Annotated in this window: 13 protein-coding genes and 1 pseudogene; 8 read left to right on the top strand and 6 right to left on the bottom strand. The window is 71.3% G+C overall.

Going from position 1 to position 15,882, the window contains the following annotated elements; genetic code table 11:
• Window positions 1-53: 53 nt before the first annotated feature.
• Window positions 54-572, bottom strand: coding sequence for a hypothetical protein (locus tag ACZ38L_RS24315; protein ID WP_465697023.1), 519 nt, complete (start codon window positions 570-572; stop codon window positions 54-56).
• Window positions 573-619: 47 nt separating this feature from the next.
• Window positions 620-1,174, bottom strand: coding sequence for a hypothetical protein (locus tag ACZ38L_RS24310; protein ID WP_465697021.1), 555 nt, complete (start codon window positions 1,172-1,174; stop codon window positions 620-622).
• A gap of 469 nt (window positions 1,175-1,643) precedes the next feature.
• On the opposite strand from ACZ38L_RS24310, the gene ACZ38L_RS24305 reads away from it, so the two are divergent.
• A complete protein-coding gene (locus tag ACZ38L_RS24305) occupies window positions 1,644-2,252 on the top strand; it encodes a 2-oxoglutarate and iron-dependent oxygenase domain-containing protein (protein WP_465697019.1) in 609 nt (202 codons plus the stop codon).
• A 32-nt stretch (window positions 2,253-2,284) separates the two neighbouring features.
• Window positions 2,285-2,458: a hypothetical protein gene (locus ACZ38L_RS24300; protein WP_465697017.1), complete on the top strand. Its 174-nt coding sequence runs from the start codon at window positions 2,285-2,287 to the stop codon at window positions 2,456-2,458.
• Window positions 2,459-2,636: 178 nt separating this feature from the next.
• Here the strand turns inward: ACZ38L_RS24300 and ACZ38L_RS24295 are convergent, their stop codons facing one another.
• Window positions 2,637-2,900 (bottom strand): response regulator transcription factor, encoded by a 264-nt coding sequence (locus ACZ38L_RS24295; RefSeq protein ID WP_465697015.1) that lies wholly within the window; start codon window positions 2,898-2,900, stop codon window positions 2,637-2,639.
• 579 nt (window positions 2,901-3,479) lie between these two features.
• Between ACZ38L_RS24295 and ACZ38L_RS24290 the strand changes: the two genes are divergently transcribed.
• The 4 genes and pseudogenes from ACZ38L_RS24290 to ACZ38L_RS24275 form a co-directional block, all read left to right on the top strand.
• Window positions 3,480-5,387 (top strand): eCIS core domain-containing protein, encoded by a 1,908-nt coding sequence (locus ACZ38L_RS24290; protein ID WP_465697053.1) that lies wholly within the window; start codon window positions 3,480-3,482, stop codon window positions 5,385-5,387.
• Between the two features lie 1,050 nt (window positions 5,388-6,437).
• Entirely contained in the window at window positions 6,438-8,525 is a 2,088-nt protein-coding gene (locus ACZ38L_RS24285; protein WP_465697013.1) for an ATP-binding SpoIIE family protein phosphatase, read from the top strand.
• Between the two features lie 366 nt (window positions 8,526-8,891).
• Complete coding sequence (locus ACZ38L_RS24280; RefSeq protein ID WP_465697010.1) at window positions 8,892-9,344, top strand: hypothetical protein; 453 nt, start codon at window positions 8,892-8,894, stop codon at window positions 9,342-9,344.
• 334 nt (window positions 9,345-9,678) lie between these two features.
• Window positions 9,679-10,134 (top strand): annotated as a pseudogene (locus ACZ38L_RS24275) (hydantoinase B/oxoprolinase family protein); the annotation flags it as partial.
• Window positions 10,135-10,393: 259 nt separating this feature from the next.
• Here ACZ38L_RS24275 and ACZ38L_RS24270 read toward each other — a convergent pair.
• Together ACZ38L_RS24270 and ACZ38L_RS24265 are read right to left on the bottom strand one after the other, a co-directional pair.
• On the bottom strand, window positions 10,394-11,713 hold the full coding sequence (locus ACZ38L_RS24270; protein WP_465697008.1) for a phosphoribosyltransferase family protein: 1,320 nt from the start codon (window positions 11,711-11,713) through the stop codon (window positions 10,394-10,396).
• Window positions 11,714-11,945: 232 nt separating this feature from the next.
• Window positions 11,946-12,368 (bottom strand): Hsp20/alpha crystallin family protein, encoded by a 423-nt coding sequence (locus ACZ38L_RS24265; protein ID WP_465697006.1) that lies wholly within the window; start codon window positions 12,366-12,368, stop codon window positions 11,946-11,948.
• Between the two features lie 409 nt (window positions 12,369-12,777).
• Between ACZ38L_RS24265 and ACZ38L_RS24260 the strand changes: the two genes are divergently transcribed.
• Window positions 12,778-13,113 (top strand): hypothetical protein, encoded by a 336-nt coding sequence (locus tag ACZ38L_RS24260; protein ID WP_465697004.1) that lies wholly within the window; start codon window positions 12,778-12,780, stop codon window positions 13,111-13,113.
• 423 nt (window positions 13,114-13,536) lie between these two features.
• Window positions 13,537-14,490 (top strand): 1-phosphofructokinase family hexose kinase, encoded by a 954-nt coding sequence (locus ACZ38L_RS24255; RefSeq protein ID WP_465697002.1) that lies wholly within the window; start codon window positions 13,537-13,539, stop codon window positions 14,488-14,490.
• Between the two features lie 324 nt (window positions 14,491-14,814).
• On the opposite strand, the gene ACZ38L_RS24250 is transcribed toward ACZ38L_RS24255, so the two are convergent.
• Window positions 14,815-15,693: a universal stress protein gene (locus ACZ38L_RS24250; RefSeq protein ID WP_465697000.1), complete on the bottom strand. Its 879-nt coding sequence runs from the start codon at window positions 15,691-15,693 to the stop codon at window positions 14,815-14,817.
• Between the last annotated feature and the right edge of the window lie 189 nt (window positions 15,694-15,882).

The following is a 15,882-nucleotide window of genomic DNA, read 5'->3' as shown; positions in this document are numbered from 1 at the left end:
ACCCGCGCGAAGTCGGCGTTCCTGGGAACGGAGTCCGGTCCTGGCCGCCGGGGTCAGGTGGTGAGCAGGCGGTTGAAGAAGGACCGGTAGCGCTGGAGGGCGATCCGCAGGTCCTCGGTGACGATGTCCTCGCCGCGGTCCCACTGGCCTTCCAGGCCGTCCTTGTGCTCGGCGAAGGACGTGGCGAGCGTCCGCATCACCTCGGCGACCAGGGCGTCGGCCGAGCGGACGGCCTCCTTGGGGTCGTCGACGAACTCGGTCTGGATCTTCTGCCAACGGGTGCGGAAGGTCTCGGCGTCCTCCTGCGCCAGCAGCGGCTGGTTCTCCTCCTCACCGCTCGGCCGAGCGGATTCCAAGGCCTCACCCTCACCGGCGACCCGGTCCTCACCACCGGTCGGCGCGGCCTCGCCCGGGTACCGGGGAGGCTCCTCGGCGGTCACGCTCGTGTCGTCGGTGTCCGTCGTGGTTCCGGGGTCCTCGGCCGTTGTCCTCCGGGGGTGGGCGATGTCCTCGGTGCCGAGGCGCTCCTCGCCCCGGTCATCGGTAAGTTCCGTGGCGTCGTCGTATCGCATGGTGTATCACCTCGTTCGGGTTGGTCCGCGGGGCGGCCCCGGCCCGGTCACGCCGGACTGCTCCGCCGGGGCTCACCGTCGGTGAGCAGGTCGTCGAAGAGGGCGCGGTAGTGGACCATGGCCCCGCGCAGTTCCTCGGTGGTCGCCGTCCCGCCGCCGGCCCTGGCCCTGACGGCGTGCGCGACCCGGTAGTGCTCCAGCGTGCGGCCGTGCTCGACCGACAGGTCCCGCACCCGCTGCTCGTAGCCCGCGGTCGGGTATCCGCGCTCCCCCATCAACCTGGTCACCAGCTCGTCGGCCTCGCGGACCGCTTGGGCGGGCCGGTCCACGAAGTGCTCCTGCACGCTGTTCCAGTCCTGCGCGTACCGCTGACGGGCGCCGGAGGGCAGCTCCCTGATGTCGAGGTCGTCGTGACGCTGCTCGCGGGCACGCAGATCACGTTCGGCCGCCCTGCGGCCGTCATCCTCCGCGACCGCGCGCTCGTACTCGGGGCCGAAACGCCGCTTCAAACGGCGACGACGGTTCATGACGGCCAGGCCGATCCCGATCAGGACCAGCACCACCACCACCACGACGATGGCGATCATCACTCCTGTGGACATCGGGCCCTCCAAGGTTCGGTGGCCTGCGCTTCAACCGCTGGTTTGCGTCTGTCCGGTGGGCCGGGACGGAAACCCCCGTGTCACGGCCGCCGTCATCGGCAGGTCCTCGGGTTCGCGGGTGGAGGTCACGACGTCGGGGCCGCTCCCGCGGACCTGGCCGAACAACCGGTCCACCGGTGTGACGAGGTGGTTCCGGGCAGTAGTCGTGCGGATCGGGGCAGCACCGCCGGGTGCTCGCCGCCGACCTGCTGTCGTTGCGGCACAGCGCTGTGATCCGCGCTCCGCAAACTGTTCAGCTGATCGGCATGTTTGCCGAGTAGCCTCGGCCTGACGGCGAAGCCAACCACGGCTGACCGGCCGCCGTCACACTGACGTTCCGTCGGTCTGCCGGGACCGGGCGCAAAGGCGCCCTCGAATTCGGCGACCACCCTGCCCGCTCGGGTCCCCAGGTACGGAGGAGACAAGCACCTTGATCACCGCTGCCACGCACGCCGCCGGCGACCTACTGCGCGACGGCTACGCTCGGATCTCGCTCCGCGACGGCGGAGAGGACCTGTTGCACCGGGTCCTCGGCGCGAGCCGGCTGTTCTTCGCCCGGCCGGTCGACGAGAAGGAACGCTACGCCGCCGCGGACTTCAACTTCGGCTACCGGCCGCTCGGACGGGAGTTCTCGGTCAGCGCGGAGCGTCCCGACCTCAACGACTGCTTCACGCTCTGGCACGACCGCCTCGACCTGGTCCCGAACTCCGCCGAGATACCGGAGCTGACCGGGGCTCTGCTGGCCTGGCGCGCGTACCTTTCCACGATCGTCGCGGAGACCGTCGGCGAGGTGGCCGCACAGCTCGGCGGCCACCAGGCGCCGCCCTTCGAGGCGGCCTCCTACCTGCAACTGAACAACTACGCGACGGCGGACTCCGATCGCGACCTGCTGCAGGGCAAGCACGAGGACGGCCACCTGATCACCGTGATCCACACCACCGAGCCCGGCCTGGAACTGTGGCTGGACGGCGAGGCCCGCCCGGTGCGAACCGCGGCCGACGAGGTGATCCTGATGCCGGGTTCGGTCTTCACGACCTGAGCGGCGGACGGATCCCGGCGCTCCACCACCAGGTGCGCAACCTGCGCCTGGCGAGCCGCATCGCGCTGATGTACTTCGTCAACCCGGAACTCACCGCGCCGGTCCACTCCTGGGCCACCGAACCAGGCACGACGCCGGTGGACCTGCGCGAGAGGATCCGCAGCAACCCCGCCATGTTCGGGCTCCCGCACGTCCCCGCACTCTGACCGCCCCCAACGCGTCCTGGACGCCGTCAGAACCGGAGCTGATCGAGCGCCATACGCTCGCTCAGGTCGCCCAGTTGGCGAGCGAGTCCGCGATCGGCCGGACGTTGCCCGCAACGGGCCGCGGACCGGGCGGGCCGACCGCCCGGCCACCGAGGTCAACGGCTCCAGCGAGCGGCACTCAGACGCCACACCACTCGCCACCACCGTCGACCTCGACGGCCACCCCGCCTGGGTGGTCAGCCGGCCGACCGTCGGGATCGGTCGTCCGGCGGCGGTCCGCGGCTTCAGCCGCGTAGTCGGACAAGGCGGTCCGGTGTGGCTGGCCGGTCTTGGCGAGGATGCTGGCGACGTGCTTCTCCACGGTGCGTGGGGAGATGTGCAGGCGTCTGGCGATGTCCTGGTTGCCGTAGCGGTGCGACCAGTTGGAAGACCTGGTACTCACGGCCGGTCAAGCCCTGTCGGCGCAGTTCGGCGGGCACGGCCGCGGAGCCGGCCCGGCGTTGTGGCACGCTGGCGCCGGCCCGTTGAGGATGATCGCGGCCGAGGCGAGCGGGCACCGGGTCGTCGGTGCGATGGCCACAACGTCAGTGTCGAAGACCCCTGACATGATGTCCAATGCATGCTCTGCACAGGCAGTTTGCGTCAGACGCAAACGAAGGGACTGTCCGTGGCCGACCAGCTGGACCTCAACCTGTTGCGTGTGTTCGACGCGTTGATGGATACCAGTAGCGTGTCGATGACGATCCCGCGTCCCGGTGGCTCCGCCACCACGTGCTGGAAGCCGTCCAACCGCTCGCCGCCACGCCGCACCGGACATGAGGATCACTGGCACGGCAGTTGCACCACAACCTCCGGCCGGCAGCCGGTGGCCCTCCTCCCGCCAACGCCGGGGCCCGGAACGGTCGGGCTCCCCGTCACTTCCCCATCGGGCAGCAACCCTGCCCATGCGCCCCTGTTCAGCGCACGCGGTCAGCCGGTATGCAAGAGGCTGAGAGCGTTGATCTTCGGGAGAGGGAAGCCTGTGCGGACGTACGGCAGCGGCAGGTCGGGCGACGAGCGAGCGGACGCACCGCCCACAGCCGCAAGAGGCCAGGGAGCTGTCGGACAGCTGCCCGGTCCGACGTCCACGCAGGGCATCCTCGCCCTCCAGTCCGCCGTCGGGAACGCCGCCGTGGTGCAGACGCTGCGCCAGGCCGGCCATCTCCCGGAAGAGCACCGGCACGGCGCCGGCTGCGGCCACGAGCAGCCCGTGCAGCGATCGACGGTTCACGACGTGCTGCGCAGCGGCGGCAAGCCGTTGGACGAGACGACCCGCACGGACATGGAGTCCCGCCTCGGCGCGGACCTCTCCGACGTCCGCATCCACGACGACAGTGCCGCCAGGGCCTCCGCCGCCGAGGTCGGCGCCCGCGCCTACACCTCCGGCAGCCACGTCGTCATCGGCGACGGTGGCGGCGACAAGCACACCCTCGCCCACGAACTCACCCACGTCATCCAGCAACGCCAGGGCCCCGTCGCCGGCACCGACAACGGCGGCGGGCTGAAGGTCTCCGACCCCTCCGACCGCTTCGAGCGGGAGGCGGAGGCCAACGCGACGCGCGTGATGAGCGCCGCGCCCGTGCAGCGGTCGGCCGACGCGGCGGGAGGGCATCCGCACACGCCCGGGGCCGGGGTGGTCCAGCGGATGCCGACCGTGCCGGCTGCTGTCCCAGGGACACAGGCGCAGCAGCAGGACCAGCTCGACTATCTGGTGGCGTTCTATGTGCCGGCAGAGACGTTCGGCCAGGACGGGGAGGCGCCGCCCGCACCGCCGTACGCGTACTTGAGCCCGCAGGCGCCCGATGACGTGGAGGTGCTGCGGGTACAGAGCGCGTTCCAGCTGCCGCGTGCAGCTGGGCGACGTGGTGAGGTACTGCAGACCAGTTGGACGGCAAGGTACCAGTCGTCGTTCTTCGCTTACGAGATCGAACTGATCAATGACCCCACGGGCCAGACGAGTCAGACTCTGATCGAACCCGGAGTCGGGTTCCGCGTCACGAACCGAGTGGCACGCGGCTCCGGCGGCCGCTCCGGTGGGCGCACCTACGCCTTCGGTGACCGGTGGGGTGTCAACCCTGGCGCCCAGGGCTGGAACGGCCGAACCCCGGCGCAGCAGCTGGAAATAGCCGAGCGAGACTTCGGGCTGGACCGGGACGGATACATGACGGCACAGGATGCCCAGCTGGGAGGTTTTACGCCGCTTCCGTCCCACCCGGATCAGCCCTTCGTGTTCTTCGTTCACCCCGGACGGCGTGACCCGAAGTTCCTCAACGACGACCGGCGCTTCATGAACGCGGCGGGCTTTGACAATCTCGGCCAGGCCACCCGGGATGCCACCGGGCTGTCCCAGAGGCCGCAGGTCGACCGCCGTGACGGCCAGCGCGGCACTGCCGCCGCCATGGGCAACACCCAGGCTCATCAATGGATGGGTCCGGGCAACGGGGGGGCCGTGGGGCAACTCGCCAAGTACGAATGGTGCCACTTGATCGGCGACGGAGACGGCGGCCCGAGCATTCCCGCGAACCTCGTCATCGGCACCAACGCGGTGAACACCGAACAGTTGGCCATGGAGATCGGCCTGCGGGAGGAAATCCCGAGGGTCCAGGGCCGCAACTACGACATCCGGCTCCATGTCACGGCCTCCGTGGAGCAGGCCCCGGAGGAGTTCACGGATCCGCCCACTGCTCGTGGACTCCCTGACCGACTTCAGGCCAACTGGATCAGCTACGAGATCTCCCTGGTACCCCAGGGACAGGTCAACGGGCAGCAGGTCCCCGTCCACCGTCAGATCATGGACGCGAAGCGAGGCACCATCACCGAGTCCGAGTTCGTCGTCCTGCGGGCAACGGTGAAGCAGAAGATCCAGGGCACTTTGGCTCAGCTCCCGTGACTCCGTGGTCCGGGCGGCGTGATCCGGCCGTGCCTGTCGGCGGGTGACGGCGAGCTGTCGCACGAGAGTCGACGGGCAGGCGAACGGCCATCAGGCCGCCCGGCCGGGCCAGGCCGCCGGTGGTGGGCAGCAGGCCGCCGGCGGTGACGGTCCGGCGGCGGTCCCGCGCGCCGGCGTCGAGTCTGCCGTCGAGCAGGAGCAACCGTTCCCGGATCGCGGTCAGGCCGTAGCCGCCGTCCGTGCCCGGGGCGGTGGGAGTCCCGCCGGTGGTGTCCGGGCGGGGCAGGTCGTTGGCGACGGTGTACCAGACCGATGGTACGGCCGTACTACGGTCGCAGCAGGTCCACCCCGTCCTTGGCCACGGCAGCGAGCCGCGACAGGCCGAGTGGGCTCCCAGCGAGGGCTGTGGGGGTCACGAACATCTTCACCGGCCCCTGCTGCCTCGCCGCCGTCCACCCCATCGCTAGGACCCTCGACGCCGCCGACCGCGCCACTCCGGGCGAACCGACCTGCCATGCCCAGCCCCCTGGCACCAAGAACCGCGCCCCGCCACACCACTGACTGGCTGACTGACTGACAGCACATCAGGCGCGGAGACGCCCGGACAGACCGTCCGTGGTCGAGAGGGCCCGGCGACCACCATGCGACCAACAGCCTACAAAGCGTCGGAAGGCCTCCCCGCATCACTCCGGAAACGGCCCACCACCGCCGGCCCAGGCACCTCACCCCCTCACCCGAAGGGGTCGGGCGGATGCGGTCCGTGACCGTCCTGCCGCGGGGGACGGCCGGGAGCGTGACGAGGGGTGAACGGCCGAGCACACCTTCTCGGCCTTCGCGACCGAGAAGGTGACCGCACCCGCCTCCTTCTCGATCCCCGCTCCGGGCGGATGCGGAGGGGTGCAGAGTACTGTGAGCACGAGGGGGGTTTCGCCGCTTTGCCGCCTCTGTCGTGGCAGGTGCGGGACCGTGACCCAGGAGCGAGCAGGAGGCGAAGTGGCGTCCACCGCAGCCGAAACCGGAAGCCCTTCCCAGCGCCCGGAACTGAGCCTTGTGACTGCTCCGCGCGACACGCTGCAGGGCACGGAGGTGCTGGCGCTGGCGCTCGAGGCCACCGAGTGCTTGGGGGGCCGGGGCGCGTTCCTGCACTGGTGCGATCCCGCCGCCCACCGGCTGCGCCTTGTCGCGGCCACCGGCTTGGCCGCGCAGAACGCCGGGGCCTGGGGGGATCTGTCCGATGAGCAGGACGTCGCCCCCGTACGCGCCCTGCGGCGCGGTGGCTACGCCTGGGTGAGCGGGAACAGTCCGGGCGTCGGGGCGGCCGGCACCGCGTCCGTGCCGCTCCTCGGTGCCGAAGGGCCGATCGGTGTGCTGTCCGTGATCACGGCGGGGGCCGGCCAGCCGGGAGAAGTACAGCGGTCCTTCCTGCTTTCGGTAGCGGGATGGGCCGCTTCGCGCCTGGAGGAGCTGCCCGGCACGCCACCCGCTCACCGTTCCGTGGCCGGCCCGGAGCGGACGGTCCGGATGGGCAAGCTGACCGCGGCGCTCGCCGAGGCCGTCACCTCCCGGGAGGTCGTGCGGGCCGTCGCGGAGCACGTCCTGCCCCCGTTCGGCGCCGACGGGCTCATAGTCTGGGTGTTCGAAAGCGGCCGGCAGCACGTGGTCGACTCGGCCGGGTACACGCGGGAACTCCTCGACCTGCTCGACGGCCTCGCCGTCACCGACTACCCGGTGGCCGCCGACGTGTTCGGGGCCTGCGCTCCCCGGTTCATCGAATCGGCCGCAGAGTACTGCCAACGCTATCCGACACTGAAACACATACCGGCGAAGGCCCGGAAGAACGCGTGGGCGTTCCTGCCCATGATCGCCTCCGGGCACGCCATCGGCATGTGCCTGGTGTCCTTCACCCGGCAGCGCTCCTTCACCGATGAGGAGCGCACGCTGCTGACCGCCTTGAGCGGTCTGGTCGGCCAGTCGTTGGAGCGGGCCCGCTTGTACGACGTGGAGCACGCTCGGGCCCAGGAGCTGCAGAGTTCCTTGCTGCCCCAGACGCTGCCCCGCCTGCCTGCCGTCCGCGCCGCGGCACGCTACCTGCCCGCGGGCAGGGGCGAGCAGGTCGGTGGCGACTGGTACGACGTGATCCCGCTGTCGGCCGACAGGGTTGCCATGGTGATCGGCGACGTCATGGGACACGGCATCCACGAAGCGGCCACCATGGGCCAGCTGCGCACCACGGTACGCACCCTCGCCGACCTGGACATCCCCCCTGACGAACTACTCAGCCGTCTCAACGACCTGGTCGGCGACCTGGGCGAGGACTGCTACGCGACCTGCCTGTACACCGTCTTCGACCCGACCACCCGGATGTGCTCGTTCGCCCTGGCCGGTCATCCCCCGCCGGTCGTCGTCCATCCCGATGGCGGCGTCCACCAGCCCGACCTGACCGCCGACCCACCGCTGGGGGCCGCTGAGCCGCCGTTCGAAACGCACCAGATGCACCTGCCCGAGGAGAGCCTACTGGTCCTGTGCACCGACGGGCTCGTCGAATCCGCCACCCAGTTCATCGACCAAGGACTGACCCGGCTGCGGCAGGTCCTCTCCCAGCACGCGGCACCCGCCTTCACGGCGACGGACGAGGACGACGACCTCCAGCGCCTGGACGCCCTGTGCGACACCGTCGTCTCGGACCTGCTGCCCGACCACGGCCGGACACACGACGACACGGCACTGTTGATCGCCCACACGCGGGCCACCGACGCCCGCGACGTCGCCTCCTGCGTTCTCCCGGAGGATCCCCGCGCGGCCGGACAGGCCCGCGAATACGTCCGCAACCAGCTGGCTGCCTGGGGACTGGACGATCTGGCGACCACCACCGAGCTACTGGCCAGCGAGCTGGTCGGCAACGTGATCCGGCACGCCAAGGGCCCCGTCCACCTGCGCCTCCTCCGCAGCAGCTCCTTGACCTGCGAGGTCTACGACGGCAGCCTCAGCACCCCCCGCATCCGCCACGCCGCCTACACCGACGAGGGCGGTCGGGGACTCCAGCTCGTCGCCGCCCTCTCCACGCGCTGGGGCGCCCGCTACCACCGCGACGGCAAATGCATCTGGACCGAACAGGACATCCCGCGCCGCGCCACCTGACGCCATCCTGGCCGCATCCGTGTGGCCGGACCGGGCGCCGGTTCGCCGATCGCGCCCGGGAGCCGGACCCCAACCTCCGGAGCACCACCGGTCAGAGGTCCCGGCAACCCCCGACATCCAGCGGAGACGAGGGCAAGAACGCGTCAAGATCCGGAGTCCGCGCGTACGGAATGCGTCAAGATAGCCGGCAGCGGCAACCAGGTGGACTGGAACGGCCGTCAGAGTCATGGAGATCGCTGATCCATCATCCGGGGACTCCGGCAGCGCGTCCTGTCGGCCCTGGGACGCGGCACCATCGCAGGACGACGTCCCGCAGGCGCACCGTCCGCGACCGCGTCCGACCGACCATCACATGGGGGAACGTTCATGACACAGCTGCTCATCGAAGAGAACTTCCAGCACCTCGACGGTCAGGACGTGGAGTCGCTGATCGAGGCCCTCGCCGAGCTCGGCCTCAGCGCGGAGCCCACCCAGCCCCGCACGGGGTCCCGGAGCGGCGACTGGGCGCTCGTCCTGCACTGGCTCAGGGATGACGTCGGGCGGATCACCGAGGATGCCGTGGCGGCGGCGCTCGTCATGGTCGTGACGGAGGTGCTGGGGCAGGTGCACCCGGTCGGGCCCGGTGGGACCAGCGTGCGGGGCCGCACGCTGCCGGTCCGCATCGATATCCGCGGGCGCGCGGGGGAGCTGATCAAGTCCGTCGCGATGCCGGCTGCGGAGGCGAAGCCGGCGGCTGCGCCGTGGTGGCACGGACGGCACGCGACGGCCGCCGACGGCGCGCCGCGCCTGGTCACGTCGGTTCCCGCGACCGAGGTGTAGCGGCAGCCGACGAAGGAGCGGAGTGAACCGTATCCGCTGAGCCAAGATCGTGCCCGCCACACCAGTGGAGCCCCGGTGCCCGCCGATCACACCTGGCCTTGACCCCCCTGGCTACGCGCGCCCCGCCATCCTTGACGACAGCTTGACGCCCATCGGACCGAACGGGTGGCGGCGCCCGGGCGCCGGAGGGCCACAAGCCTCCCGAGACGCTGGTACGGCTGGCGCCCGCTGGCCCGGGAGTGGCCGCGCGAGCCGGACGCCCGGTCGCTGCGTGCCTGTCACCGAACCGCGCCAGGCGGGTGAGCGCGTCCGGCTCTCGCCTCCGGACGGTGTCAACGCCGTGTTCGGCAACGAGCACCACCAGTACTACGAGACCATCGCCTCCGGCTCGGGCGCGGGTGACGGATTCGACGGCGCCAGCGTCGTGCAGACCCACATGACGAACTCCCGCCTCACCGATCCCGAGGTGCTCGAATGGCGCCTGCCCGTCCTGGTCGAGGAGTTCGCGATCCGACGCGGCAGCGGCGGGGCGGGACGGTGGCGGGGCGGCGACGGCGCACTGCGCCGTCTCACCTTCCGTGAGCCGATGACCGTCAGCGTCCTGTCCGGGCACCGGCGCGTACCGCCCTACGGCATGGCCGGCGGGTCACCCGGTGCCCTGGGGACCAACCACGTCCGGCGCGCCGACGGCATCGCGGTGCGGCTCGGCAGCTGCGACACCGCCGAACTCGCCGCCGGGGACAGCCTGGTCATCGAGACCCCGGGCGGCGGAGGCTACGGCACCCGCTGAACAGCGGTCCTCTGGGTTGCCCTCCGACGCTCAGCTGACGGTCGGTTCGGGTGTCGGGCGGACGACGGCGCCGGCGCCGGCGCCGGCGGGGCAGCGAGAGCACCAACCCGTCCGACCGACCTGACGCCCCCTCAAGGACCGGCGGAGCGAACCCACCGTGTCCCCGGAGCCCACCGGCGAGGGGCCGGGCCCGGCCGGGCCAATATCCCGTATCCCGGGCGACACCGGCTGCCGCGCCGCACCGACCGCCGGTGGGCGATCACGGTGAAGGCTCCCCGAGGGACAGGTGACCGGTGAACCACTCCCTGGCCAGCTCCGCGGCCTGTGCGAGGGTGCCGGGTTCCTCGAACAGATGGGTGGCCCCGGGGACGACGGCCAGACGGTTCTCGCATCGGAGCAGGGCCTGGGCCTGGTGGTTGAGATCGAGCACCACCCGGTCGTCTCCTCCGACGATGAGCAGGGTGGGGGCGGTCACCGAGGGGAGGCAGGGGCCGGCCAGGTCGGGGCGGCCGCCTCGGGAGACGATCGCCCGTACCGGGGAACCGGTCTGGGCCGCCGCCCACAGCGCCGCCGCGGCGCCGGTACTGGCACCGAAGTACCCCACCGGCAGGCCGCGGACCTCGGGCAGGTCGAGCAACCAGCGGGTGGCGTCGCCCAGGCGGTGGCCGAGCAGGGCGATGTCGAAGACGTTGGCCCGGTCGAGTTCCTCCGGTTCGGTGAGCAGGTCGAACAGCAGCGTGGCCAGCCCGGCCCTGTTGAGCGTGTCCGCCACGAGCCGGTTGCGCGGACTGTGCCGGCTGCTACCGCTGCCGTGGGCGAACACGACGGCCCCCGACGCCCCTTCGGGGACCGCCAGTTGCCCGCCGAGCCGTACCGGCCCGGCGAGGACGGTGACCCTGGGATCAGCGACCGGTCGGTCGGGGGACGGTCCCGTCGCGCTGGCCCGGTCGGCCGACCGGGCGAGGCAATCGGTGACCTCCACATCGGAGGTCTGGGCGAAGTCCTGGTAGAACTGCCCGACCCCCATGAAGTCGGACGGCGTGTCCAGGCACACCAACTCGTCGGCGACATCCGCCAACCGCACGGTCCAGTCCCGCGGGGCCACCGGCACCGCGAGCACCACCCGTGCCGCCCCCTGGCGGCGGGCGATCAGGCAGGCGGCGCGAGCGGTCGAGCCGGTGGCGACCCCGTCGTCCACCACCACCGCCGTCCGGCCCCTGATCCCCACACGGATACGGCCGCCCCGGTAGCGGTGGGCGCGCCGGTCCAGCTCGGCGCGCTCACGCTCCTCCACCTGGGCCAGCTCGACCTCGGAGGTCCGACTCGCACGCACCACGGCGTCGTTGACGACACGCACTCCCCCCTCACCGATGGCGCCCATACCCAGCTCCGGTTGGAACGGCACACCGAGCTTGCGCACCACGATGACGTCCAGGGGCGCGCCGAGAGCCCGTGCGACCTCCGCCGCCACCGGCACACCACCACGAGGAAGCCCGAGGACCACCACGTCCTGTCCCCTGAGGTGCCCGAGCCGCCCGGCGAGGCGTCGCCCCGCGTCTCTACGGTCGACGAAGTACATGATCCGATCACCCCGGAACGTCGGAGCCCGATCCGCCGCCTGTCCGCGGTGCCCGGCGTACGACGGCGACGGGGCAGAAGGTGTAGTCGAGGAGTAGTGGCTGGTCGAGCCGAGGCCAGGCCGGAGTGGTCGCGGGTGATCACCGCGACCAACTTCCCCTCCGGCCGGCGTGGCGGACCGGACGGTTTCGCGAACGTCAGTGGCGTGAACGGCACCGGCCGCCGCCCGTCCGTCACCCGCCAGAGCCGGTGGTGACCCCGATTCGACGGGGCTGCTTCCCGACCTCTCCCATCGGGGCCTTCACGATCAGGACACCCTTGTCGTAGCTCGCGGTGATGTCCTGCTCCTTCACGCCCTCCGGCAGCCGGACACGGCGTGCGAAGGAGCCGTAACGGAACTCCGATCGCTGCTTCTCCTGCTTTTCCTCAATGCGTTCGGCTTGGACGGTCAGCACACCGCCCTCGACGGTGATCTCGACGTCCTCGTCGGGGTTGATCCCCGGTAGCTCGGCCTTGACCACGTACGTCCCGTCCTCCTCGGACTCCTCGACCCGGATCATGTGCTCACCGGTCCGTAGGTCGACGGGGAAGTCCTCGAACCACTCCGAGAACGGAGGCCGCCAGTGGGCACGCCTGTGGAGCATCTCGCCAGCCATGTCAGTCCACCTCGCTCGTTCGGACCTGCCCTTCCATGCTGCTGGGCGAGCGCGTCCACCGCGATCGGAACGAGCGTTCGCTGCTGCCGACGCCCGAGATCGACCGTTCGCGGATCCTGACGACCGAGCGCGTCAGACAGGGCAACCCCTGTCCCGGGCCCTGCTCCGGCGCTGAGCAGCCTGCCGCACGCGGCTCCCGGCCTCAAGCGCCAGCGCAGAGCAACCGATGGGTAGCCAGCGCAGACCGGCTCGACGGCTTGGTCACGGCGTGTCCCGGTGGCGGTGGGTACACGGAGATCTCACGGTGATCTCGCCCAGGAGGCCCGATGAGGCTTCTCATACCTGCGGCAACACGGGTGCCAGGTGTTTGCGACCCCGCCCACCACAAATGTTCGGCCTTCCACCGTCGTTGTCCAGGACGCTCGAACTTCGCTCCCAGTCCCTGTCGCTGCCGGTGCGATCCGGCCGCGACGCCGGCACCATCTGGATGGTCTACCTGGTGTTCGGCATGGCCCACCGCGGCTACCTGCGCCGTCTGGTCAACGCGGAACGTGACGCGGCCGCGGCGTTCGCGGCGGATGCGTTGTTCACGGACATGGATCCCGGCGCCTACCTGCTGGTGCGGATTTCCGGCCTGCCCATCGCCTTGGCCAGTGCGGGCCGGTCGTCGATCCGGCCAGCCTCCGGCGATGCGGCGCTGCGCCGGCACGGTCGGCCACAATCGATCACCGCGCCGGAGCCGTAGCGCGCGCCCACGGCCGTGGGGCCCGGATCGCGCCCCTTGCGTTCGCACAGCAGGATGGAAGGGGCGACCCGAGTGAGGAGGGCTTGAGATGACCGCTGAGCCACTCCATGGATGTGCGCACTGGTGGCCTTCGTTCCCGGCCCTGTTCGAGGATCTCCCACGGGGATCCGCCGCTGTGTCCGCGGGGGATGGGGCGGCCCATCTCGGCAAGGCCCGGGCGCCCGGAGCCGATCCCGACCAGGGCATCCGGATCAGGGTCGGGGACGACAAGGGCGTCCCGACCCTGAGGTCCGCGCTCGCCGAAGCCGGGAAGCCTCCGCGAACGAGCGAGCTGACGCCCGTCGCATCACCATGATGAGCGGCGGCGACGTGTCTGGCCCGCTCGCGGCGGGGAGCGGCCCGAGGAGTTCGTGGTCTGAGTCCATGCCTCCGATCCTCACCCTGACGCTGAACCCCACCGTGGACATCTGCTGCGAGGTCGCCCGGCTGACGGACATCGGCAAGACCCGCGCCCGGATCAGGTACGTGGCCGCCGGCGGCGGCGGGATCAACGTCGCTCGGGACGTATCGCGGCTCGGAGGACGGGCGATCGCCGTCCACACCGCCGGGCGGGAGGTTGGCCAACGCCTGAACCGGCTCCTTGACGAGGAGGGCGTCGACCATCTCGCCCTCGGGATCGCGGGCGAGACCCGCGAAGCGTTCGTGCTGTTCGAGACGGAGTCACACCGCACCTACCACATCGTGCCGCCGGGCCCGCGACTCGACGACCGCGAGGGACGGCGCTTCCTGGACGCGCTGGACCGAGCGGCCGGCAGTCACCAGTACGTCGTGGCCAGTGGCACTCTGCCCGGCGGCCTGCCCGACGACTTCTACCTGGCTGTCGCGCGCCGGGTCAAGGAGGCCGGGGCCCGGCTGGTGCTGGACACCTCGGGGGCGGCACTGCGCGCGTCGCTGCGCGGGGGTGTCTTCCTACGGAGGTGCAACGATCAGGAGGCCGCCTGCCTCGTCGGCCGGGCCGTCCGGACTTTCGACGACGCCCGCGCAGTCAACGAGTACCTGCTCGCCGCGGGAGCAGCGGAGGTCGCCGTCACCACCCTCGGGGAACTCGGCGCGCTCTGTTCGACCTCCCACGGCCACACCGAATTGCAAGCCCCGCCGCTGCCCGGGGAGCCGCTCAGCGACGCCGGGGCCGGAGACGCGATGGTGGCCGCGCTCACCCTTCGGCTGGCCGCGGGCGACGATCCGATCGAGGCCTGCGCACTTGGGGTCGCCGTGGCCGCCGCGTCGATGCTCACCCCCGACACTGAACCGTTCGACCGGGAGGTGGCCGCAGCCCTCCACCCCGCGGTGCGGAGAAGACGGCCTGCCGGCTCATGAGCGGACCGTCCGATCGCGGCCGCTCGTGCCGGCCGCGAAACCGTCGCCGTGGGGTCCGCCCCCACACCGTTGGTGTGGGGAAGGGAGCGGCACGGCGGGGCTCCGCTGGCCCACCGAGCCGTGGCCGGCGCAGGAATCCCGGCGGGATCGCCCGGAGCGACCGGTCGGTCACTCACCCCAGGCTGCCCGGACCGGCCTTGCCCGGGAGGAGGACGCGGCCATGCCCGTGCCGGTACCGGCTGACCCGGTCGGACGGGAGGGGTACCGGGACCGTCCGGTCAGCAGCCGCCGGCCTCGGGACGGTCGACGAAGTGCACGCCGTAGTCACCCCCGGGTATCGGGATCCGACCCGTCAGCCGGTGCGGGTGCCGGGCGGACGACGGCGACGGGACAGAAGGCGTGACAGAGGAGCTTGTGGCCGGTCGAGCCGAGGGCCAGGCCACGGAAGCCCCCCTTGCCACGGGAGCCGACCACCACGAGGTCGGCACGCTCGGAAGCCCGGATCAGGGTAGCGGCCGGCTGGTCACGGACCAGTTGGTCATCCACCTTCAAGCCGGGGTACTGGCCGCGCAGCTGGTGCAGCTGGTGAGCCAGCTCCTCCCGACGGCGGTCACGGGTTTCCTCCACGTCCGTGGAGATCGCCGGACCGGTCGGCATGCCCCAAGCCCGGATCACCTGGAGCTCGGCCCCGCGAACGTCGGCCTCGCGGAAGGCGTACTCCAGGGCACTGTAGGAGTTCACGGAACCGTCCGTACCCACCACGACGCGGTGGTGATCAGTGGTGAGGTGACCGACCACGACGACCGGGGCGGCCGCGTGGCCGGCGACCTGCAGGCTGACGGAGCCGAGCAGCAGGTGGCCCACTCCGCCCGCACCGCGGGTGCCGAGCACGACGGCGCTCGCCCTCTCGGACTCCGAGCAGAGCGCCGGCGCCGGGGAGTCCATGACCAGTTCGGTGGTGACCTCCAGCTCGGGACGTGCCTCACGGGCCTCGGCGGCGGCCTCGGTCAGGATGTCGGTACCCCGGTCACGCAGCACCAGCCAGCCGCCCGGCGGGTGGAACGGTATGTCGTGCTCCCACCGCGGCAAGGCGTGCACGATGCGCAGGGGGCATCGACGTAGGGCGGCATCGTGGGCAGCCCACACCACGGCGCGCAGACTCCGCCCGGAGCCGTCCACGCCGACAACGATCGGGTCGGTCATCAGGATCAGTCCTCTCTCAACCGCGCCAACGGCAGACCGAGTGACGGTGCTCCTCCCCCATGCCTGCGGCACCACCGTGGCCGAGCCCTGACGCGGGCAGTGTGGTCCCTTGCTCCACCCTCATGCGGCCGGGAACGTGCTCATAGGGCCGAACGGACCAGGCCGGGCACACAATGGGCCTACTCGAGC

This window comes from Kitasatospora sp. NPDC024654 (genome assembly GCF_055559155.1).
Note: the sequence above shows the minus strand (reverse complement) of the source record. Positions and strands in the feature narration are given on the sequence as shown.